General features: G+C 68.1%; 21 protein-coding genes. 11 read left to right on the top strand and 10 right to left on the bottom strand.

Annotated features, from left to right (window positions below):
• The first annotated feature begins 141 nt into the window (after nucleotides 1-141).
• Nucleotides 142-1560 carry a hypothetical protein gene (locus tag BHE97_RS07080; protein ID WP_087623336.1) on the top strand — a complete coding sequence of 473 codons (1419 nt, stop codon included), beginning with the start codon at nucleotides 142-144 and terminating at the stop codon, nucleotides 1558-1560.
• A 111-nt stretch (nucleotides 1561-1671) separates the two neighbouring features.
• Here BHE97_RS07080 and BHE97_RS07075 read toward each other — a convergent pair whose 3' ends face one another.
• The 3 genes from BHE97_RS07075 to BHE97_RS07065 are packed head-to-tail and all read right to left on the bottom strand — an operon-like array spanning nucleotide 1672 to nucleotide 3984.
• Nucleotides 1672-2421 (bottom strand): enoyl-CoA hydratase, encoded by a 750-nt coding sequence (locus BHE97_RS07075; RefSeq protein ID WP_087623388.1) that lies wholly within the window; start codon nucleotides 2419-2421, stop codon nucleotides 1672-1674.
• 11 nt (nucleotides 2422-2432) lie between these two features.
• On the bottom strand, nucleotides 2433-3293 hold the full coding sequence (locus BHE97_RS07070) for an alpha/beta hydrolase (RefSeq protein ID WP_201791344.1): 861 nt from the start codon (nucleotides 3291-3293) through the stop codon (nucleotides 2433-2435).
• Between the two features lie 25 nt (nucleotides 3294-3318).
• Entirely contained in the window at nucleotides 3319-3984 is a 666-nt protein-coding gene (locus BHE97_RS07065; protein WP_087623334.1) for a nitroreductase, read from the bottom strand.
• A gap of 52 nt (nucleotides 3985-4036) precedes the next feature.
• Between BHE97_RS07065 and BHE97_RS07060 the strand changes: the two genes are divergently transcribed.
• Together BHE97_RS07060 and BHE97_RS07055 are read left to right on the top strand one after the other, a co-directional pair.
• Entirely contained in the window at nucleotides 4037-4897 is an 861-nt protein-coding gene (locus BHE97_RS07060) for an NAD(P)-dependent oxidoreductase (protein ID WP_087623333.1), read from the top strand.
• Entirely contained in the window at nucleotides 4897-5808 is a 912-nt protein-coding gene (locus BHE97_RS07055; protein ID WP_087623332.1) for an alpha/beta hydrolase, read from the top strand. Before BHE97_RS07060 ends, BHE97_RS07055 begins: the two co-directional genes overlap by 1 nt.
• Here the strand turns inward: BHE97_RS07055 and BHE97_RS07050 are convergent.
• On the bottom strand, nucleotides 5798-6226 hold the full coding sequence (locus BHE97_RS07050) for an OsmC family protein (protein ID WP_087623387.1): 429 nt from the start codon (nucleotides 6224-6226) through the stop codon (nucleotides 5798-5800). The two genes, BHE97_RS07055 and BHE97_RS07050, sit on opposite strands and share 11 nt — an antisense overlap.
• Nucleotides 6227-6460: 234 nt before the next feature.
• Here BHE97_RS07050 and BHE97_RS07045 point away from each other — a divergent pair, with 234 nt between their 5' ends.
• The 3 genes from BHE97_RS07045 to BHE97_RS07035 all read left to right on the top strand — a co-directional run bounded on the left by BHE97_RS07045 (nucleotide 6461) and on the right by BHE97_RS07035 (nucleotide 9983).
• The gene (locus tag BHE97_RS07045) at nucleotides 6461-7387 is read left to right on the top strand and encodes a cation diffusion facilitator family transporter (RefSeq protein WP_236757568.1); all 927 of its coding nucleotides are present in this window, start codon (nucleotides 6461-6463) and stop codon (nucleotides 7385-7387) included.
• Nucleotides 7388-7401: 14 nt separating this feature from the next.
• The gene (locus BHE97_RS07040) at nucleotides 7402-8874 is read left to right on the top strand and encodes an SDR family oxidoreductase (RefSeq protein ID WP_087623331.1); all 1473 of its coding nucleotides are present in this window, start codon (nucleotides 7402-7404) and stop codon (nucleotides 8872-8874) included.
• Nucleotides 8875-8978: 104 nt separating this feature from the next.
• Complete coding sequence (locus BHE97_RS07035) at nucleotides 8979-9983, top strand: aldo/keto reductase family protein (RefSeq protein WP_087623330.1); 1005 nt, start codon at nucleotides 8979-8981, stop codon at nucleotides 9981-9983.
• Nucleotides 9984-10094: 111 nt separating this feature from the next.
• Here the strand turns inward: BHE97_RS07035 and BHE97_RS07030 are convergent, their stop codons facing one another.
• Nucleotides 10095-12287, bottom strand: a complete 2193-nt coding sequence (locus BHE97_RS07030) for a 3-hydroxyacyl-CoA dehydrogenase NAD-binding domain-containing protein (protein WP_087623385.1) — start codon at nucleotides 12285-12287, stop codon at nucleotides 10095-10097.
• Between the two features lie 41 nt (nucleotides 12288-12328).
• Nucleotides 12329-13543, bottom strand: coding sequence for an acetyl-CoA C-acetyltransferase (locus BHE97_RS07025; protein WP_087623329.1), 1215 nt, complete (start codon nucleotides 13541-13543; stop codon nucleotides 12329-12331).
• 124 nt (nucleotides 13544-13667) lie between these two features.
• Between BHE97_RS07025 and BHE97_RS07020 the strand changes: the two genes are divergently transcribed.
• Both BHE97_RS07020 and BHE97_RS07015 read left to right on the top strand, forming a co-directional pair.
• The gene (locus tag BHE97_RS07020) at nucleotides 13668-14381 is read left to right on the top strand and encodes a MerR family transcriptional regulator (protein ID WP_087623328.1); all 714 of its coding nucleotides are present in this window, start codon (nucleotides 13668-13670) and stop codon (nucleotides 14379-14381) included.
• Nucleotides 14382-14726: 345 nt separating this feature from the next.
• Nucleotides 14727-15068, top strand: coding sequence for an Lsr2 family protein (locus tag BHE97_RS07015; protein ID WP_170931314.1), 342 nt, complete (start codon nucleotides 14727-14729; stop codon nucleotides 15066-15068).
• Nucleotides 15069-15115: 47 nt separating this feature from the next.
• Here BHE97_RS07015 and BHE97_RS07010 read toward each other — a convergent pair whose 3' ends face one another.
• Nucleotides 15116-15343 (bottom strand): hypothetical protein, encoded by a 228-nt coding sequence (locus tag BHE97_RS07010; protein ID WP_087623326.1) that lies wholly within the window; start codon nucleotides 15341-15343, stop codon nucleotides 15116-15118.
• Between the two features lie 68 nt (nucleotides 15344-15411).
• On the opposite strand from BHE97_RS07010, the gene BHE97_RS07005 reads away from it, so the two are divergent.
• A complete protein-coding gene (locus BHE97_RS07005; RefSeq protein ID WP_140400014.1) occupies nucleotides 15412-16017 on the top strand; it encodes a hypothetical protein in 606 nt (201 codons plus the stop codon).
• Nucleotides 16018-16020: 3 nt separating this feature from the next.
• Here the strand turns inward: BHE97_RS07005 and BHE97_RS07000 are convergent, their stop codons facing one another.
• Nucleotides 16021-17481 (bottom strand): polysaccharide biosynthesis tyrosine autokinase, encoded by a 1461-nt coding sequence (locus BHE97_RS07000; RefSeq protein ID WP_087623324.1) that lies wholly within the window; start codon nucleotides 17479-17481, stop codon nucleotides 16021-16023.
• Between the two features lie 64 nt (nucleotides 17482-17545).
• On the opposite strand from BHE97_RS07000, the gene BHE97_RS06995 reads away from it, so the two are divergent.
• A complete protein-coding gene (locus tag BHE97_RS06995; RefSeq protein WP_087623323.1) occupies nucleotides 17546-18064 on the top strand; it encodes a hypothetical protein in 519 nt (172 codons plus the stop codon).
• A 312-nt stretch (nucleotides 18065-18376) separates the two neighbouring features.
• Here the strand turns inward: BHE97_RS06995 and BHE97_RS06990 are convergent, their stop codons facing one another.
• Entirely contained in the window at nucleotides 18377-19030 is a 654-nt protein-coding gene (locus BHE97_RS06990) for a cation transporter (protein WP_343286115.1), read from the bottom strand.
• Nucleotides 19018-19353, bottom strand: a complete 336-nt coding sequence (locus tag BHE97_RS06985) for a metalloregulator ArsR/SmtB family transcription factor (RefSeq protein WP_087623322.1) — start codon at nucleotides 19351-19353, stop codon at nucleotides 19018-19020. The genes BHE97_RS06990 and BHE97_RS06985 overlap by 13 nt, the downstream gene beginning before the upstream one ends.
• An 85-nt stretch (nucleotides 19354-19438) precedes the next feature.
• Here BHE97_RS06985 and BHE97_RS06980 point away from each other — a divergent pair, with 85 nt between their 5' ends.
• Nucleotides 19439-21214: a DUF4012 domain-containing protein gene (locus BHE97_RS06980; RefSeq protein WP_201791343.1), complete on the top strand. Its 1776-nt coding sequence runs from the start codon at nucleotides 19439-19441 to the stop codon at nucleotides 21212-21214.
• Nucleotides 21215-21216: the final 2 nt, after the last annotated feature.

Raw genomic sequence — 21216 nt, 5'->3', positions numbered from 1 at the left:
CCCCCACGGCGCATCCTCCGTGGGCGGCCGACGAAGGATGTGCCTCTGCGGTTGCCCCGACAGCCACGAAAGCACATCCTTCGTCAGCGGCGCGCCGCCTCCGTTCGCGCCGATGCGGAACCCGAGGCTAGTCTCACGTTCATGAGTACGTCGGGAGTGAGATTTCCAGGCGACAGCACCTCGGCCACCGCGCGGGAGGTCGTGGCCGAGGCGTTGCGCGATGTCGACGCGGTCGGCGCGCGAGCTGTCGAGAACGAGACCAACTGGCGTCGGGGTTATCTGGCGCACTTCACCCGTCTCGTGGAGGCGGGCATCGGATCGCCGGAGGCCGCGGTCGCCATCGCCGAGGCCGGACTCCAGGCCGCCACCGAGCGCTTCCGCTTCGATGACGTGCCGCTCAGCAAAGCCACCGACAGCGCCCGGGTCACGCAGGCCTTCCACACCCGCACCATCGAGGGTGGCGCCGAACCGGAGACCGAACTGACCATCCCGTACCGCGGCGAGCGGCTCCGCGGGCGCCGGCTGACCGACCAGCTCGACGCGTGGGTCGCGAACGGTGTCATCACCGCCTCCTGCGCACAAGCCGTGACCCGGGTCCAGCAGAACCCCGAGTGGCTGCGCCTTGAGGGCGATACCGTCGCGGTGCTCGGCGCGGGCGCCGAGATGGGTCCCTACCGCGCATTGTTGCGCTGGGGCGCGGAAGTCGTCGCCCTCGATCTGCCGCGCCACGACATCCAGGAGCGCATCCGCGAGCACGCCGAGTCCGGCGCAGGTCGCGTGCACCTGCCCGCCCGCATCGTCATCGACGACGCGAGCGAGGCCGGGGCGGACATCGTCCACGAGCTCCCGGCCATCGCCCAGTGGCTCGAGGGAATCGACGGACGACTCGTGCTCGGCAACTACTGCTACGCCGACGGCGGCACACACGTCCTCGTGTCGATGGCGGCCGATGCGCTCGGCACCCACGTGCGTCAGCGACGCCCCGACACCGCGCTGGCCTTCCTCGCCACTCCCACCGACGTGTTCGCGGTCCACGGCGCGGAGGTCGTGACGGCCAATGACCGGTACAGCCACGGCTCGCGCTTCCTGCGGACCCCGTTGCGGGTCGTGAGCGGCGGACGGCTCCTGCAACGCAACTACCCGCCGCGGGCCGACATGGGCATCTGCGACGCCCTCGTCCCCCAGCAGGGCCCGAACTACGCCTTCGCGAAGCGGCTCCAGCGATGGCGTGCGACCTCGGCGCGACACGACGGAGCACTCGTATCGCTCAACGTCGCTCCCGCGACCCGCACACGATCGGTCATCAAGAACAAGGCCCTCGCGGCCGCCTACGCCGGTGCGCACCGCTTCGGGGTCGAGGTCTTCGACCCCGCCACGAGCAATGTGCTGATGGCCGCGCTCCTGGTGCACGATCTGCGTGCCGGGGAGACGCCGCAGGCCGAGCCGTGGATGGATGAGGCGCAGAACGCCGCCCACGGCGGACTCTGGACCGCCGCGTACCACCCGCGCAGCGCCCTGGGCCTCGCCGCCGTCCTCGGTGTCGGCGCCCTCCGCGGCTGAACCTCGCACCGCCGGTCCGAGTGCCGGGCGGCCCGGTCGAGGCGATCCATCACCCTCGTCAACGGAGCCCTCGTGCCTACCTTCGGGGACTGCGGCGAGAACGGCCTGCGGTCAGTGGCCGGTGAAGCTAGCGGCGCGTTTCTCGACGAAGGCGGCCTTGCCCTCGGCGTGGTCGGCAGTAGCGGCGAGCTCGGTCTGACCCGCCGCCTCGCGATCGAGGCTCGCACCCAGTGTCGGCAGGCTGGCGGCGTTGACCGCCTCCTTCGTCTTCGCATAGGCGCGGGTCGGCCCGGCCGCGAAGCCCGCCACGGTCTGCTCGACCGCGGCATCGAAGTCGTCATCGGGCACCACCTGGGTCAGCAGCCCCCATTCGAAGGCCTGCTCAGCCGCCAGCTTCTCGCCGCTGAGCATCAGCCGCATCGCACGGGTACGGCCGATCGACGCCGCCAGCAGCTCGGTGGCCGCGCCGTCGGGCATCAGACCGATGTTGACGAAGGCCTGCAGCACATAGCCCGAGGTCTTCGCGACGGAGACATCGCAGGCCACCACGATGGAGCAGCCCACACCGGCCGCGATGCCGTTGACGGCCGCGACCACCGGGAACGGAGCCTCGGTGATGGTGTGGATGAGGCGGTCGATCGCCTCGAGGATGCCGGGATTGACCGTGTCCTTGGCCATCGCCGCACCCGACGAGAAGGCCCGCCCCTCACCGGTGATCACCGCGACCCGCACGCCCTCGGCATCCGCGAGAGCATCGCTGATCGCCTCGACCATCGCGGTGTCCAGGGCGTTGAGCCGGTCGGGACGGTTGATCGTGATGCGCAGGACGCCACCGCGGCGATCCACCAGTACATCGGTCATCGTGCCTTCTTTCATCGCGTGGGTCTCCATTGTCCGAGCAAGGTCTGCAGTGCCGCGATCAGCGCGACGGGCTGGTCCAGCATGATGTGATGGCCCGCATCGGGGATGACGGTCACCGGCACGGTCCCGCCGAGTCGCTCGCGCACCGTCTCCGTGATGTCGATCGTCGCCATTCCCCGCTCGCCGCGCAGCAGCGCGACATCGCAGGCGGCCCCGCGCAGGTCCTCAGGCTCCATCATCGAGTTGACGAAGACCCGTGGGTCGAACTTCCAGCGCCACCCCTCGGAGTCCTCGATCACCGATCCCTCCGCGACATGCCGCACGACATAGTGCAACTGGACGTCGTCCTCGGGAAGCGTCCGGAAGCGGCCGAGGATCGTCTCACGATCCGGGTAATGCCGCGGCTTCTCATCGACCCTCCGATCGCTGCGCGCACTCGACTCCGGAGAGATCTTGTGCACCGGCGAGTCGATCGCCACGGCCCCGCGGAGCCTCTCGCCGTGGTCACGAGCCGCAGTCAGGGCAACGAACCCACCCATCGAGTGCCCGTAGACCACAGGTGGCTCATCGGACTCGGCGTCCGCCACCGCCACCACCTCGCGTGCCCACGTCTCCAGGTCGTAGCTCTTGCGGCGCCCGCTGTCGCCGTGACCGGAGAGGTCGATGGCCAGGACTCGGTGCTCGGCGGCCAGATGCGGTCCGATGTGATCCCACCAGCCGCCGTGCGCCGCGCCGCCGTGGACCAGGACGACGACGGGCGCACCCTTCGGCCCCCAGGCCCGGTAGCGGATCGAGGTGCCCTCGACCTCGAGCGACACCACCTCGGGATGCTGCGCGAGGGCCGCGGAATACCAGTGGGGAATGTCGCTCACCCGCTCACCGTAATGGGTCAGGTGCTCACCCATGGAAGCGGACCGCCTCGGCGACGGGCACGCGATGGCTGCGGAAGGAGTTGGCCGGATGCCCGCGATCGGGCCGGCCGAAGGAGATGGCGCAGACCAGACTTCGGTCCTCGTCCCAATCGAACCATTCGCGCAGGAAATCGGCCTTCTGAGCGAGCGCCGCCTGCGCGATCGCGCCGAGACCGTGGGACTCGACCGCCAGCAGGAAGGTCTGGACATAGGCTCCCGCATCGGCCAGTGCGTAGACGCCCAGCGCCGTCGGCACCGTGATGAAGGCGGCATGCGGTGCGCCGAAGAACTCGAAGTTCAGCATCGTCTGCGCTCCGGAGGCCGCCCGGTCGCCGCGTTCGACGCCCACAGCGTCGTACAGCTGCCACGCCACCTCGCGACGCCGGTCACGATAGACGCCCTCATAACGCTCGGGAAAAGCGAAGTCGCTCCCCCAACGCCCATCCTCGGCGAGGGCCTTGCGCAACCGGTCGAGCTCTGCACCGCTGACGATCTCGGTGTGCCACGGCTGGGTGTTGCACCAGGAGGGAGCCCGCTGCGCCGTGGTCGCGATCGCCTCGAGGATCTCCTGGGGGACCGGCTCCGGCTCGTAGCCGCGGCAGCTCCACCGCGCGGCGGCGAGCTCGTCGAAACTCCGCAAAGAGGTGACCATGCGCCGACCTTAGGCCATGCTGGTAGGACATCCGACACGACGGAGGTTCTCGATGTCCCTGGCAGGTACGACGATGATCATGTCCGGCGGCAGCCGCGGCATCGGCGAGGCGATCGCGGTCCGCGCGGCACGCGACGGCGCGAATGTGGCCCTCCTGGCCAAGTCCGCCGAGCCGCATCCCAAGCTCCCCGGCACGATCTACACCGCCGCGCAGGCGATCGAGGAGGCCGGCGGCCAAGCGCTTCCCCTCGTCGGCGATATCCGCGACGACGCCTTCGTCGCCGATGCCGTCGCCCAGACCGCCGAACGATTCGGCGGCATCGACCTCGTCGTCAACAATGCGAGCGCGATCGATCTCTCGCGCACCGAGGACCTGTCGATGAAGAAGTACGACCTGATGACGCAGATCAACAGCCGCGGCGCCTTCCTGTTGTCGAAGCTCTGCATCGAGCACCTGCGCGCCTCGGCCAATCCACACATCCTGACGCTCTCGCCGCCGCTGCTGACCGATCCGAAGTGGTTCGGGCAGTACACCGGCTACGCGATCGCGAAATACGGCATGAGCCTGGTGACGCTCGGGCTTTCCGAGGAGCTGCGCGCCGACGGTATCGCGGCCAACTCGCTGTGGCCGCGCACCGCGATCGACACCGCCGCCGTGCGCAATGTGGTGGGTCCGGGACTGGAGACCTCGTCGCGGACACCGCAGATCATGGCCGACGCCGCATACGCGATCCTCACCAAACCGTCACGCGAGGTGACCGGCAATTTCTTCATCGACGACGATGTCCTCGAGGCCGAGGGAGTCACCGACTTCTCCGTCTACCTCAACGGAGGCCGCGACGAGGACCTCGCCTTGGACTTCTGGGTCGAGGCCAAGGGTGCCGTCGGCGCCGACCCGACGAGGAGGCTCTGATGCCGCTCGACCCCCAGCTGACGGGTCTGCTCGATCTCGTCAACGCCGGTCCCGGGATGCCCGAGCTCGGCGTCGACGGCGCGCGGGCGGCGATGAGGGCGTTAACCGTCGATGCCCGCACCCCCGATCAGGTCATTCCCGTCGGCTCCGTCGAGGAGACCGTCATCGTCGAACGCCCGGCTCGGGTCTACCGTCCGGAGACGTCCGGCCCCGCGCCCACAGTGCTGTTCCTGCACGGAGGAGGCTGGGTGGTCGGCGATCTCGACACCCACGACAATGCCGCACGAGCCATCTGCCGCGGTGCCGAGGCGGTCGTCGTGTCGCTCGACTACCGACTCGCACCGGAGCATCCCTTCCCGGCTGCCGCCGATGACGCCGTGACAGCGGCCGAGTACCTCGCGACGCGCCTCGACGAGTACGGCGGAGACGATCGCTTCGGGGTGGCCGGGGACAGCGCCGGCGGCAACCTCGCCGCTATCGCGGCGCAGCGCGTGCCGACGGTCACCGCCCAGTTCCTCATCTACCCGGCGGTCGACCCTGATCCGGCGGCCGACTACCCCTCCCGCGCCGAGAACGCCCACGGCTACTTCCTCGATGCCCCGACGATGGCCTGGTTCATGGAGCAGTACGCGCCGGGCACGCCGCCGGTCGAGGATCCGCGTTACGCGCCCCTGCGGGCTGAGAGCCTCGAGGGACTCGCACCCGCTGTCGTGCTGACGGCGGAGTTCGATCCCCTCCGCGACGAGGGCGAGGCCTATGCCGCCGCCCTGGAGAAGGCCGGGGTACCGGTGATCCTGCGCCGCTATGACGGGCTCATCCACGGATTCCTCGACATGGGCATGGTGTCCCGGGCCGCGCAGGAGGCGGTGGACGAGTCGATCGTGCTCTTCGCGGACGTGCTCAGGAGCTGAGCCCGGTGGTCACCGGCGTGCCGAGTTCGACCGTGCGCGAGACGGTGCAGAGCCTGTCGTGCGAGCGCTCGACCGCGGTGGGCAGGCGCTCGGTCATCTGCCGGCCCGCGTCGTCATCGGGGAAGGTGACGTCGAAGCCGATGACGATGTCCTCGAGGCGATTGCCGTCGGCGTCGGCGACCTTGATCCCCGAGGCCGAGACATCGAAGCGCGAGGGCTCGCTCTTCTTGGTGGTCAGGAAGTCGACATCGATCGCGGTGCACCCGGCGATCGCCGCGAGCAGCAGCTCGACGGGCGTGAAGTCGGCATCCTCGCCGTGCCCGATCTCGAGCACGCCCCCGCGGGGATTCTCGATGCGGTACCGGCCCTGGGCTGTCCGCGAGAGGTGGATGCTGCGCAGATTCGACTCGTCGCTCATGACGGCACTGTCCCACACGACAGACGTCCGCGCGGGGTGGGCGGGGCGGTGGTTCACCACGCACCGCTATCGCGATCTGCTCGCCGGCCACCAAGGGCGGTGAGACAGCGTCCTTCCCGGCGAACGGACGGACGCCTACTCACCGCCCCATCGCGTGAATGGACGCCTACTCACCGCCCAGGGTGGGTGAGCGCTTCACCCGGCAGCGGGTGCGAATCGTGACACGATGGACGGGTGCCCGCTGGGAGCCTGCTGACCGTCGTCATCGCGTTCACCGCCAACCTCGTGGTCGCGAGCGCGAAGTCGATCGCCGCCGCCATCACCGGCTCGGCCTCGATGGTCGCCGAGTCCGCGCACTCGTGGGCCGACACCGGCAATGAGATCTTCCTCCTCGTCGCCGAGAAGCGCGGCTCGCGCCGTCGCGATCGCCAGCACCCCTACGGCTACGGCCGCGAAACCTATATCTGGTCGATGTTCGCGGCCTTCGGGCTGTTCACCATCGGATCGGTCGTGTCGATCATGCACGGCGTCCAACAGCTGACCGCCCCGGAGACCGAGGCCGACTACACCATCGCCTACATCGTCCTGGCGATCGCCTTCGCCCTGGAGGGCACCTCCTTCGTCCAGGCGCTACGACAGGCGAGCCGGGGCGGGGAGCGGATGAAGATGCGCACCCTCTCCTACGTCAGCCGGACCTCCAACCCGACCTTGCGGGCGGTCTTCGCCGAGGACGCCGCAGCCCTCCTGGGCCTCCTGTTCGCCGCCGGCGGCCTCGCGCTGCACCAGATCACCGGCGACGCGATCTGGGACGCAGCGGGATCCATCCTCATCGGCGTGTTGCTGGGCTTTGTCGCGGTCTTCCTCATCACCCGCAACAGCGAGTTCCTGCGCGGCCAGCGAGTCGCGACCACGACCCGCGTGCAGGTACTGCGCCAGCTGCTGGACCATCCATCCGTCGATCGCGTCACCTATCTGCACATCGAGTACGTGGGACCCGCGCAGCTGTTCATCGTCGCCGCCGTCGACATCGCCGGCGATCGTCCCGAACACCAGGTCGCCGAGCGCCTCCGCTCCTTGGAAGCAGAGCTGGAAAAGCACGAGAACGTGACCGAGGTCGTGCTCACCCTCTCCACGCGCGACGAGCGGAGTCTCGTTCCCTGACCCAGACTGGCTAGATGACACGCAGTCTGGTGACCGGAGCCACAGGATATATCGGCGGGCGACTGGTGCCGCAGCTCCTCGATGCGGGCCATGATGTGCGCGTCCTCGTCCGCGACGAGGCCAAGGCCCAGGCACGCGAGTGGTCCGGACGGGTCGAGATCGCCCAGGGCGACGCGACCGCGGCCGATGACGTCCGCCGGGCCCTCCAAGGTGTCGACGTCGCCTACTATCTCCTGCACTCCATCGGCACCGGTGGCGGCTTCGCCGAACAGGAACAACAGATCGCCCAGACCTTCGCCGATGCCGCACAGGACGCCGGCGTACGCCGCATCGTCTACCTGAGCGGCATGGTGCCGAAGGATGAGGAACTGTCCGAGCACCTACGCTCACGGACGCAAGTGGCGCAGACGCTGCTCGACTCGGGAGTCCCGACCGCGGTGCTCCAGGCGGGCGTGGTCATCGGCTCGGGCTCGGCCTCCTTCGAGATGCTGCGCTACCTCACTGAACGGCTGCCGGTCATGGTCACGCCGCGGTGGGTGCACACACGGATCCAACCGATCGCGGTCCGCGACGTGCTCCGCTATCTGACCGAGAGCGCGGACCTCCCCGATGACATCAACCGGCGCTTCGACATCGGCGGCCCCGATGTCCTCACCTATCTGGAGATGATGCAGCGGTACGCCCACGTGGCCGAGCTGCCGCGACGACGAGTTCTGCCCGTCCCCGTGTTGTCTCCCTGGTGGTCGAGTCACTGGGTCGGCCTGGTGACCCCTGTGCCCGCCGCTCTCGCCCGGCCCCTCGTCGAGAGCCTGCGCAATACCGTCGTCGCGAGCGAGCACGATATCGCCGAGTACATCCCCGATCCTCCCGAGGGCCTCGTCGGCTTCGACCGGTCGGTCGAGCTGGCCCTCACCCGCATCCGGGACCTCGACGTCCCCACTCGCTGGTCCTCGGCGGCCACCGCGGGCGCCCCGAGCGAGCCGCTGCCCTCGGACCCGGACTGGTCGGGCGGGACCCTCTACACCGATGAACGCACCCGTGAGGTGTACGCCTCACCCGAGCACCTCTGGCAGGTGATCGACGGGATCGGCGGTGACAACGGCTGGTACTCCTGGCCGCTGGCCTGGGAGATACGCGGCCTCGTGGACCGCTTCATCGGGGGTCCCGGGCTGCGCCGTGGACGCCGCGACAGCGCCCGGATGCGCGTCGGCGACGCGGTGGACTTCTGGCGGGTCGAGGAGACGGATGGTTATGCCTTCGTGCGGCTGCGTGCGGAGATGAAGCTGCCGGGTCTGGCGTGGCTGGAGATGAGGGTCGGGCAGGCCGATGGGGGCACCACGACCTTCCACCATCGGGCGATCTTCCATCCCAAGGGCCTCCTCGGCCACCTTTACTGGTGGTCGATCTATCCCTTCCACGGGATCGTCTTCGGCGGCATGCAACGCAATATCGCCCAGGCCGCCGAGACCCTCGAGAGAACCCGTTGAGTGTGACGTTTGGACGCCGAAAACCCCGATTTCACCGTCCAAACGTCACACTCAACGGGGTCGGGTCCGGGGCCGGGGACGGGGCGGCGCGCTAGCGTGAAGGCATGGAGTTTCGATACCTCGGCAACAGCGGTCTGAAGATCAGCGAGATCATCTACGGCAATTGGCTCACCCACGGGTCGCAGGTGGAGAACGATGTCGCCACCGACTGCGTCCGTGCCGCGCTCGACGCAGGCATCACCAGCTTCGACACTGCCGATGTCTACGCGGCCGGTGCCGCCGAGACGGTCCTCGGCAAAGCCCTGAAGGGTGAGCGCCGCTCGTCCCTGGAGATCTTCACCAAGGTGTACTGGCCGGCCGGGCAGAGCGGCCCCAACGACATGGGCCTCTCGCGCAAGCACATCATGGAGGCCATCGACGCCTCCTTGTCGCGACTGCAGACCGACTACGTCGACCTCTACCAGGCGCACCGCTACGACTATGAGACGCCGCTGGAGGAGACCATGCAGGCCTTCGCCGATGTCGTGCGCGCCGGCAAGGCCCTCTACATCGGTGTCAGTGAGTGGACCGCCGATCAGATCCGCGCGGCGCATCATCTGGCCAAGGACCTCGGCATCTCGCTGATCTCCAACCAGCCGCAGTACTCGATGCTCTGGCGCGTCATCGACGAGCGCGTCGTGCCGACCTCGCGCGAGCTGGGGGTGTCCCAGATCGTCTGGTCGCCGCTGGCTCAGGGCGTGCTCACCGGCAAGTACACGCCCGGCGGCGAGCTGCCCGCCGGCTCACGCGCCACCGATGAGAAGGGCGGCGCCGACATGATCAAGCGCTACATGAACGACGAGACCCTCGAGGCGGTGCAACGGCTGAAGCCGATCGCCGACGGCCAGGGGCTCACCCTCGCTCAGCTGGCCCTGGCCTGGGTGCTCAGCAATGACAACATCGCCGGCGCGATCATCGGCGCCTCCCGCCCCGAGCAGGTCGCCGACAATGTCGAGGCCGCCGGACGGACCCTCGATGCCGACACCCTTGCCGCGATCGACGACGTCCTCGGCGATCTGCCCGAGACCGATCCGGACAAGACCCGCTCCCCCGCCACGCGCAGCCAGTAGGGCTTACCTCCAACGAAGTTCAGACTATGTCAAACTTTGAACTTCAACTCTGGTGAGATGCCGATGGCCCCGGACTCCTGTGAGTCCGGGGCCATCGTCGTCAGCGAAACGTCAGGCGAAGTTCTCGCCCGCGGCCGCCTTGTCGAGCAGGAGCTTCGGCGGAGCGAAACGATCACCGTACTGCTCAGCCAGCTGCTGCGCGCGCTCGGTGAACGCCTGGATGCCGATGCGTCCGTCCGCCGCCTCGTAGCCATTGGCGTACTGCAACGCACCGCCGTGCAGGGGCGGGAATCCGATGCCGAAGATCGAACCGATATTGGCATCGGCGACCGTGCGCAGCACGCCCTCCTCCAGGCACCGGATGGTCTCCAAGCTCATGATGAACAGCAACCGCTCCTGGATGTCCTCGACCGGGATGTCGACATCATCCTTGACGAACAGGTCCCAGAGGCCCGGCCACAGGTACTTCTTGGCGTCCTCGGGGTACTCGTAGAAGCCCGCGCCCGCGGCCTTGCCCTTGCGGTCGAGATCGACGAGCTTGTTGACGACGTCCATCGCGGGGCTGTCGGGGAAGGCCTTACCTTCGTCCTCGGCGGCCTTCTTGGCCTCGGCGTTGATCTTCTGCGGCAGGGTCAGCGAGACCTCGTCGATCATCGCGAGCGGTTGACCGGGGAAGCCGGCGAGCGAGGCGGCGCGCTCGATGCGGACCGGGTTGACACCCTCGCCAAGCAACTGAGCGCCCTCCATCACCAGCGTGCCGAACACCCGTGAGGTGAAGAAGCCGCGGCTGTCGTTGACGACGATCGGCGTCTTCTTGATCTGCTTGGTGTAGTCGATCGCGCGGGCGATGGCCTCATCGGACGTCTTCTCGCCGACGATGATCTCCACGAGCGGCATCTTGTCCACGGGGCTGAAGAAGTGGATGCCGATGAAGTCCTCGGGCCGCTTGACGCCCTGCGCGAGCAGAGTGATCGGCAACGTCGAGGTATTGGAGCCCAGCAGGGCATCGGGCTTGACGACCGGCTCGAGGTCGCCGAAGACCGAGTGCTTGAGCTCGACGGACTCGAAGACCGCCTCGACCACGAAGTCACAGCCCTCGAGGTCGGCGTAGTCGGCGGTCGGGGTGATGCGGGCGAGCACCTCGTCGGCGGCCTCCTGTGTCATCCGGCCGCGTGAGACTGCCTTGTCGAGGAGGTTCTTGCTGTAGGCCTTGCCCTTCTCTGCCGCCTCCAGGGAGACATCCTTGAGCACGACCTCGATACCGACCTTGGCCGACACATAGGCGATGCCCGCGCCCATCATGCCGGCGCCGAGGATGGCGAGCTTCGTGGCCTTGGTCGGCTCGATGCCGTCCGGACGCGACTTGCCGGCGTTGATGGCGCCGAGATCGAAGAAGAAGGCCTGCGTCATGTTCTTGAACTGCTGGCCGACGAGCAGCTCCACCAGGTAGCGCGACTCGATCCGGCTGGCGGTGTCGAAGTCGACCTGCGCTCCCTCGACCGCGGCCGACATGATCGCCTTCGGCGCCTTGTAGTCGGCGCCCTTGACCTGCTTGCGCAAGTTCGCGGGGAAGCTCGGCAGGAAGGCGGCCAGCTTGGGATTGGAAGGCGTGCCGCCGGGGATCTTGTAGCCCCGTTCGTCCCACGGCTGCACTGCGGCCTCCGCGTTGCCGGCGTTCTCGTTCACCCAGGCGGCGGCCCGGTCGAGCAGCTCATCCGCGGGCACGATCTCGTCGATGAGGCCGATGCTGAGCGCCTTCTCGGGCTTGTTGCGCTGGCCCTGGACGAGCACCTTCATGAGGGCGTCCTGGATGCCGAACATGCGAACGGTGCGGGTCACGCCGCCGCCACCGGGCAGCAGGCCGAGCGTTGCCTCGGGCAGGCCGATCTCATAGCGGCCCTCCGCGGCGATGCGGTGATGGCAGGCGAGGGCGATCTCCAGGCCGCCGCCGAGCGCGGCGCCGTTGATGGCCGCGACGACCGGCTTGCCGAGGGTCTCCAGCTTGCGGAGTGTCGCCTTGATCGACTCGACATTGGTGAAGAGCGCCTCGGCGTCCGAGGGCTTGGCCTGCGTCATCAGCTTGAGGTCGCCGCCTGCGAAGAAGGTCTTCTTGGCGCTGGTAACGATGACGCCCTTGATCGCATCGCCGCCCGAGGCGATCTCGGAGGCGAGGCGGTCGACCGCGGCCTCCATCGAGGCGCGGTAGGTCTCGTTCATCGTGTTGGCGTTCTGGTTCGGGTCGTCGATCGTGAGGGTGACGATCCCATCGGCCACGTCGTAGCGGACCGCATCAGTACTGGTCATGCCCATATCTCCTGTAAAGCCTGTGGAATTCGGTCCGGCGCTCAGATGCGCTCGACGATGGTGGCGATGCCCATGCCGCCGCCGATGCACAGCGTGGCCATGCCGTAGCGCTTCTGACGGCGCTCCAGCTCGTCGACCAAGGTGCCGAGGATCATCGCGCCTGTCGCGCCGAGCGGGTGGCCCATCGCGATGGCGCCGCCGTTGACATTGGTCTGCTCGTGCGGGTAGTCGCCGAGATCGCGCATGAGCTTCATCGCCACGGCGGCGAAGGCCTCGTTGATCTCGATGAGGTCGATGTCCTCGATGGACAGGCCGGCCTTGTCGAGGGCCTTGCGGCAGGCGGGGCCGGGGCCCGTCAGCATGATCGTGGGCTCCGAGCCGATCACGGCGGTGGAGACGATGCGGGCGCGTGGGGTGAGTCCGTGCTTCTGGCCGGCGGCCTCGTTGCCGAGCATGACGAGCGCGGCGCCGTCGACGATGCCGGAGCTGTTGCCCGCGTGGTGCACGTGATCGATGCGCTCGACGTCGACGTACTTCTGCAGCGCGACGGCGTCGAAGCCGCCGAGATCGCCGATGTCGACGAAGGAGGGTTTGAGGCCCGCGAGCGATTCGAGCGTGGTGCCCTCGCGGACGAACTCGTCGTGGTCGAGCACGGTCAGGCCGTTGCGGTCCTTGACCGGGATGACCGAGTTCTTGAAGTAACCGTTGGCGATGGCCTTGGCGGCACGCGCCTGGGACTCGACGGCGAAGGTGTCGACATCCTCGCGGCTGTACCCCTCGATGGTGGCGATGAGGTCGGCGCCGATGCCCTGGGGCACGAAGTCGGTCTGGAAGGAGGTGCGCGGGTCCATCGCCCAGGCGCCGCCGTCGGAGGCCATCGGCACGCGGCTCATCGACTCGACGCCGCCGGCGATGATGAGGTCCTCCCAACCGGACTTGACGCGAGCGGCGGCCTGGTTGACCGCCTCAAGGCCGGAGGCGCAGAAGCGGTTGAGCTGCACGCCCGCGGTCTCCTGCGCGAACCCGGAGGCCAGCACGGCGGTGCGCGCGATGTCGGCACCCTGGTCGCCGACCGGGGAGACGACGCCCAGGATGACATCGTCGACCTGGTGCGGGTCGAGGGAGGAGTTGCGCGTCTGGACCTCGTCCAGCAGACCCGTCACGAGATCGATGGGCTTGATCTCGTGGAGCGAGCCGTTCTTCTTGCCCTTGCCACGCGGTGTGCGGATGGCGTCGTAGACGAAAGCTTCGGTCATGACCGTCCTCGATTGCGGATAGAGACACTGGCGCCACCTGCCTGGTGTGCGCCGCTGTTCTCGATTGTGACACCATTACTGTCAGAGTGGTAGCGCCGGGGGTGAGCGAAGTGGAGACAGTCTGATGGCCGATGGTGATCCGAGCGAGAATCTGAGCGTCGAGCAACTGGCGTCCCGGGTGGGCATGACGGTGCGCACGGTGCGTTTCTACGCCGGGCGCGGGCTCATTCCCTCGCCGCGCCGCGAGGGACGGCACGTCTTCTACGGCCCGGACCATCTGGCGCGGTTGGAGCTGGTGCGCGAACTCCAGGCCCACGGCTTCACCCTCGCGGCGATCGAGGGCTATCTGGAAAAGATCCCCGCGGATGCGTCCCCCGCACAGGTGGCCCTGCACCGGACCCTGCTCGCCCCGTGGAATCCCGAGCTGCCCGAGACGCTCACTCGCGAACAGCTGGTCAAGCGCGCCGGCCATGAGCTCTCCGATGACGACCTGGAGCTCTTCGCCGCCCTCGGAGTCATCGAACCGACCCCGGTCGAGGATGTCTTCAGCGTGGCCACGGCGCACCTGGGGGTCGGCGTCGGGCTGTTGGAGATCGGCATGCCTCTGGAGGCCGCCCACGAGGCGCGGCGGATCTTCGCCGATCACGGCACCCAGGTCGCCGAGGAGCTGACCGGGCTGTTCAAGCGGGCGGTCTGGCCGCATATCAAGCAGTCGGGGCAGACCGCCGAGGCCACCGCGGTCATCGAGCGGTTCAAGCCGCTCACGATCGCCGCGCTGGTGACCGCCTACGAACAGGCCGTCGACGAGATGAAGCGCGAGGCAGTCCGCCGCCGCTGAGCGGTAACGGGCAAAGGGTCGCTGGCTTCGAAACAAAGACCAGTGCGCTCTCCCCGAAATCGGCGCGGGCCGTTGGGGGCTGGCGCGTGACATAGGTCATGAATCATCCCCGTTCGGGGTTCAGCGATATCATCGGCACCCCGATCGGTCGAGGTGATGCCAGCCTATGAGGAAAAGGCGCGGCCCTTATTGATTTCCGAGTCATCATGATCCTTAACTCACCCTCTTCGACCCTTGCGGCGACGGCTCCGGGGCCTTGACCGTCGTCATCGTCGTCGGCTCGAGTTCACCCCGGCAAATAGCGCGGATATTGCATCCTTTTATCTTCCGCCGTACAGTGACGGCGTGGCCAAGAAGACAATTGAGAAGTTCTTTTCAGATATCAGCGGTGAAGAGATCGACAGCAGCACGCCGACGTTGTCCTTCGGTTTCGACGGAACGTCCTATGAGATCGACGTCACCGAAGCGGAGAAGGCTGAGATCGAAAAGGCTCTCGCTCCGTATATCCGGGCGGGACGAAAGGCGACCGGTGCCAATGCCCGGCGTCGCGGCCGCCGCTCCGGCGGATCATCCTCGGAGTCACCGGCCAAGCAGGTGCGGGAGTGGGCCAAGGGGCAGGGCATCGACGTCCCGGCCCGCGGACGGATCCCCTCCGACGTGCTCGACAAGTACAACGCCGCACACTGAACCTTCCCCTGCGATGCCCCGGCCCGATGGGCCGGGGCATCGTCATGTCAGGGCGCGTCCACCTCGGGGATCAAGATGGTCGCGAGGCTGAGGCGACGGCGGTCGTCGTCGGGATCGGGCAGGTACGGCGCGAGCAACTCAGCGAGTCCGGCCTGGAGGGTCGCAAGATCCTCGGTGGCGACGTAGAGCGGGCCGCGGCTGAAGCCGAGGAAGCGGTCGAAGTCACCGGCGAGATCGCCGCGGAAGGCCAGGAATGCCGAAGTCCTCGCCGCCATGCAGGCCGAGGACTTCTCGGATCGTCGCAGCAGACCTGAGCATCATCGGCATCCACTACGCTGTCCGGGTGGTGAACTCCCGGCCGTCGCTGACCGTGGGCCTCGGTGTCACGATCCTCGCTCTAGGGGTGGGCGTCCTGGTCCTGCTCGCGCTGCGGCCGGCACCGGCCCCTGAGAACGCAGGGTCCAGCGTGGGACCGCACACCGCACAGTCCCCTTCCCCGTCGCCGCAGGGATCGCCGACGAGAGGGGCGGGACAGGTGATCGCCTTCATCGGCGACGACCACCTGGAGGACTGGGCTGACGAGGCGGCAGCGGAACTCGACGCGCAAGCGCGCGTCGAGAGCGGCGTGACGCTCTTCGAGGACATCACGGTGGCCGCCGCGCTGGAGGATCCCGCCCCCGATCTCGTCGTCCTCAGCATCGGCACCGCCGATGTCGTGTGGGCCGATGACTTCGCCTTCGGCGTGTCCCTCGCCCTCGATGAGATCGAGACCACCTGGCCCGAGACCACGATCGTGCTCATGCGTCCGGCGTGGGACGAGCCGGATGATCTCCAGGCCGAGAAGATCGACAGCGTCCAACAGGCCGCCGAGGCCCGGGATCTGATCTACCTGGACGCTCCGGCCGATGCTGCCGGCTTCGTCGACGCCTGGACCGCGGCCGGCTTGTAGCTGCTAGCCCGGCTCGCCGGCGGCCGCCTCGCGGCGGGCCCTCTTGTCGCGCTTGCGCTCCGCGCGCGAACCCGGCTGGGCGTCCGGGCCGTACCCGTATCCATAGCCGTAGCCATATCCGTAGCCGTAGCCATATCCGCCGGCGCGGCGCTTGGGCTGCGGCGACATCGTCACAATCGCTCCGCACAGGCGGGCATCGACGGCGGCGAGCCGGTCCAGTGAGCTGGCGTACTGTTCCGTGGTGGTCGAACCGTGCCGGATGATGACCAGTGCCCCGTCGGTGACGGAGGCGAGCAGAGCCGCGTCCGTCACCGGCAACAACGGGGGCGCGTCGATGAGCACGATGTCGTACTCGGCCCGCGCCTGGGCGAGCAGCTTTCGCATCTCAGCGGACTGCAACAGCTCCGCGGGATTGGGCGGCACGCGACCCGAGGCGAGGAAGTCGAAGTTCGCCGAGATCGGCTGGATCGCATCGTCCAGGTCGATGCGCCCGAGCAGGATCGTGGTGACTCCGACCCCCGATTCGACGTTGAGGTACTGCGCCGCGCGGGGTCGGCGCAGGTCCGCCTCGATCAGCAGGACCCGCTGGCCGCCGTCGGCGAGCATCTGGGCGAGATTGGTGGTGGTGCTGGACTTGCCCTCGCCGGGCAGCGCGGAGCTGACGACATAGGCCTTGTGCTCGGCGCCCGGGTCGACGAAGGACAGATTGGTGCGCAGCACCCGGAATGCCTCCATCCGCGGATGGTGGCTGGACAGGCCGCGCAGCAGCGGCTGACGGACGGCGTCCTTGTCGTAGAAGATATTGCCGAGCAGGGGGATGTCCTGTCCGGAGACACTGGTGATGTCGTCGAGCGAGCGGATGCGGTTGTCGAGCACCTCGCGCAGCACGGCCAGGCCGGCACCGAGAAGCAGTCCGAGCACGAGTCCGAGACCGAGATTGCGGACCGGCTGGGGCGAGATCGGTGTCGAGGCGACGGTGGCGCGGTCGACGATCGAGGCCTTCACCGGAGCATCGACCTGACCCTCGGGGGTCTCCAGCTCGCGCACGTAGTCGGTGAACACCTGGGCGACGGTCTGGGTGAGCTCCTGGGCGCGCTCGGCGGAGGGGTCCTGCACCGACACCGAGAGCACGACCGTGTCGAGCTCGACGCTCGTGCTGATCTTGCCCATCAGCGTGCTCGGGTCCTCGTCGAGGTTCAGTCGGTCGACGACCCGGCGGGCCACCTCCTCACCCTTGATGAGGGTCGCGTAGGACTTGACCCGCTGCTGGGAGAACTGGCCGCCGGACTGCAGCTGCCCGTCCGTGGCCGTCGATGGTGTGGAGACGAACAGCCGGGCCGTCGACTGGTACTGCGGTGTCGCGGTGATCGTCACCAGCGCGGCGACGGCGACCGTGAGCAGCGTCGTGACGGTGATGAGGACCCAGCGCTGGCGCAGGACGCGCAGGTAGTCCTTCAAATCCATGCGGTGGTGCCTCCCGAGAGATGGTCGATGCTGACCAACCCTATCCTTTCGCTACGCTCTCGCCATGACCTTCCGGGTGTTGACCGTGTGCACGGCGAATGTGTGCCGCTCCCCGCTGGCCGAGGCGTTGCTGCGCGATCGCCTCGATCCGGGTCGTTTCGTGGTCGAGAGTGCCGGGGTCCGGGCACTCGACGGAGGTCGTACCGATGCGAACGTGGTGCAACGGCTGACACGGCGCGGAATCGCCACGACTGATCTCGTCCCACGGCAGCTGACGCAGTCCATCGCCCGGCAGGCTGACCTGATCCTTACGGCGACACGGGACCATCGCGGTCAGGTGCTCGAGGTGTTTCCCGCCGCATTGCGTCGCACCTTCACGGTGCTGGAGTTCGCGGCCCTCGCCCCCCGGGCCGAGGGCGCCGATCCGACGGCTCTGGTCCGATCGGCGGCGATGCAGCGCAGCGAAGGTCCCACGGAGGCGGACATCGACGATCCCATCGGACAGTCCGATGGGTTCCACGATGCCGTCGCGACGCAGCTCGAGGACGCGGTGACCGTGATCGCGGAGCGTCTCAACGGATAGACGATCTCCTCGTTCCCCGTCGACGCACGCGCTATCTGCCCTACTCTATGGCTGGGAAATCGAGCGCTGCGGCGCTAGGCGAAGGGACCTCCGCGATGTCGCGTCTGCGACGGTTGGTGCGCCGGTGGCGCTGTCGAATCCGTTATGGGCACCGCTGCCCGCACCGGGAGGTGCACACGCGCTAGCGTCAGGCAGAAGCGCCAGCCCCATGGTCTCCCCGTCTCCCGGACGGTTGATGGCGACGTGAGGCCGAAGTCTGCTCCCATCACACGCCTCGCTCCGATTGTGCCCGAGTCTGCGACGCGTTACTCCTCAGCAGCCGTCCGCACAGCACGTCTTACCCCTCCACGCCTCGAGGCCCTCCCTCGCCGCGACACCGGCGATGACCAAGGCCGCGAGCGGGTCGGCCCACGACCACCCCAGTGCCGAGTTGAGCAGCAGGCCGATCAGCAGCACGCCGGACAGATAGGTGCACAGCAGAGTCTGCTTGGAGTCGGCGACCGCCGAGACCGACCCCAGTTCACGACCGGTACGGCGCTCGAACCAGGAGAGGAAGGGCATGATCGCCAAGCTGAGCGACGCGAGGACGATGCCCACGGTCGTGTGCTCGGCTTCCGCCGCTCCGAACAGGACACGCAGACTGTCGACGGCGACGAACAGTGCCAGTCCGAGGAAAGACAGAGCGATCAATCGTAGTGCGCGACGCTCACGTGCCGCCGGGTCCGCACCGGCGAACTGCCAGGCGACGGCGGCGGCCGAGAGCACCTCGACGAGCGAGTCCAGTCCGAAACCGACGAGCGCCGATGAGGAGGCGACCCGTCCAGCCGTGATCGCGACGACTGCTTCTATCAGGTTGTAGGTGATGGTGGCGGCGACGATCCATCGCACACGGCGTTGCAAGATGGAGCGACGCGCCGCGCTGAGCGGTTCCGGGCCCTGGGTGCCCGGGACCGTCACGCGTTGCACGAGCAGCCCCCTGGCGCGCAGCACCCGGGCTCGACCTCGAGGACCAGCTCGAGCATGGAACCGAGGACATCGCCGAGTTTCGGGTCGGCGAGCCGATACCAGCTGCGGCGGCCGGCGGGGACCTTCTCGACCAGACCGCAGCCGCGGAGACAGGCAAGCTGATTGGACATCACCTGTCGACTCACGCCGAGCGCCTCGGCCAGGTCGGAGGGACACGCCGGTGCATCACGCAGAGACATCAGAATGCGTGTCCTGGTGCTGTCCGCGAGCGCGTTACCGAGGCGGGTCAGGGCATCCATATGACTTAGCGTGGCGGTGGACATGACAGAATAGTACACGATTTCCTGTACTATCGGCGAGACGCACGCAACTACCCGCGGAATCCGCGCGAACCCCTAGGATCGTCGGGTGACCAACCCTCTGCTTCCCACCGCTGCACGTTCGGCCGGTCGCGTGTTCCTCTGGGTCCTGGCCGCGGCCGCGATCATCGGGGTGCTGTGTGCGGTGTGGCTCGGGGTCCGCGGTTACCTCGCTTATGGGCACCTGCGCGATGCGGAGCGGACGGCCCAGCAGATGCGGGAGCAGATCACCGATACCGAGGCGACCGCATCCCACGCGGCCAGCCTTGCCGAGGACACCTCGTCGGCTCGCTCCCTGACCTCCGATCCGGTGTGGCGTGCCGCCGAGCTGCTGCCGTGGGTCGGGGATCAGATGAACGCGGTGGCCGAGGCCACGGCCGCCGTCGACGATGTCGCGTCCTCGGCCCTGGAACCCCTGGTCGAGGTGGCACAGGACTTCTCGATGGACGATCTGCGGCCGACTGACGGCCGGGTCGATGTCAGCGGGCTGGCTGGCCTGCACGAGGTAGCGACGCTCAGCGCCGAGCGAGTGGGAGCCGCGACGGTGCGCGTCGACGCGATCGACCGTCGGACGCTGCTCGACCCGGTGGCCGAGCGCATCGACGGCCTGGGCGATCAGCTGCGTGCGGCCGGGGCCGGGGCCGATGCGGTGAGCCGCGCCTCGGTGCTCGCGCCCGCGATGCTCGGACAGGACGGGCCGCGTGAGTACCTGCTGGTCTTCCAGAACAATGCCGAGTGGCGATCCCTGGGCGGCATCGTCGGCGCGACGGCCCTGCTGCGCACCGACGGCGGTGCGCTGTCATTGGAGGATCAGGCGTCGTCGAGCGACTTCTCGCGCCATGACGAGGCGGTCCTGCCACTCGATGAGGAGCTGCGGCAGATCTACGAGGACCAGCCGGCGCTATGGATCCAGAACGTCACGCAGGTTCCGTCCTTCCCCACGGCCGCGCGTCTGGCGCAGGCTATGTGGGAGCGTGAGCGCGGTGCCCGCGTCGACGGAGTCATCGCGATCGATCCGGTCGTTCTCTCCTATCTCCTGGAGGCCACCGGCCCGATCACGCTGCCGACGGGCGATGAGATCACTGCCGACAACGCCGTCTCCCTCCTGCTCAACGAGGTGTACCTGCGGTACGGGGACCCGGCACAGCAGGACGAGTTCTTCCAGGCGACCGCCGCCGCCGTCTTCGATGCGGTGACGAGCGGCGGCGCCGATCCACGCAGGTTCCTCGACGCGCTGACGCGCGCCACCGATGAGCATCGGGTGCTGATCTGGAACGAGAATGAGAACGACCAGGCTGCCCTCGACGGCACCGGACTCCAGGGCCTGCTGCCGGTTACCGACGGCCAGCGCACATCCTTCGGGGTATACCTGAACGACGGAACCGCCTCGAAGATGAATTACTACTCGCGACTGGAGTCGGGGGCCAGCTGGTGCACCAACGACACCGGAGGCACGGATGCGCTGCTCCGGGTGACGCTGCGCAACGACGCGCCCGCCGATGCGGCGTCGCTCCCGCGATACATCACGGGCGGAGGCGTGGTCGTGCCCCCGGGCGTGACCCGCACGGTCGCCTATCTCTATCTGCCCGAGGGCTCCGAGATCGTGTCGGCGACGGATTCGAGCGGTGCGGGGGTCGGACGCGGTACCGACAGTGGACGACAGGTCCTGACCTGGGAGTCCAGCCTCGCTCCAGGTGAGCACGCCTCGGCCACCGTTCGCGTCAGCACCCCCTACACCAATCGACTCGACGTAGTGACCACACCGACGGTGCCCGGTGCCTCGACGTCGGCGGCTCCCGCCTGCGGCACCACCGAGGCCGGCTGAGT

Origin of the sequence: Aeromicrobium sp. PE09-221, assembly GCF_002174305.1 — a bacterium.
GTDB lineage: Bacteria > Actinomycetota > Actinomycetes > Propionibacteriales > Nocardioidaceae > Aeromicrobium.
The sequence above is the reverse complement of the archived record's forward strand: the minus strand, read 5'-3'. Positions and strand labels throughout refer to the sequence as shown.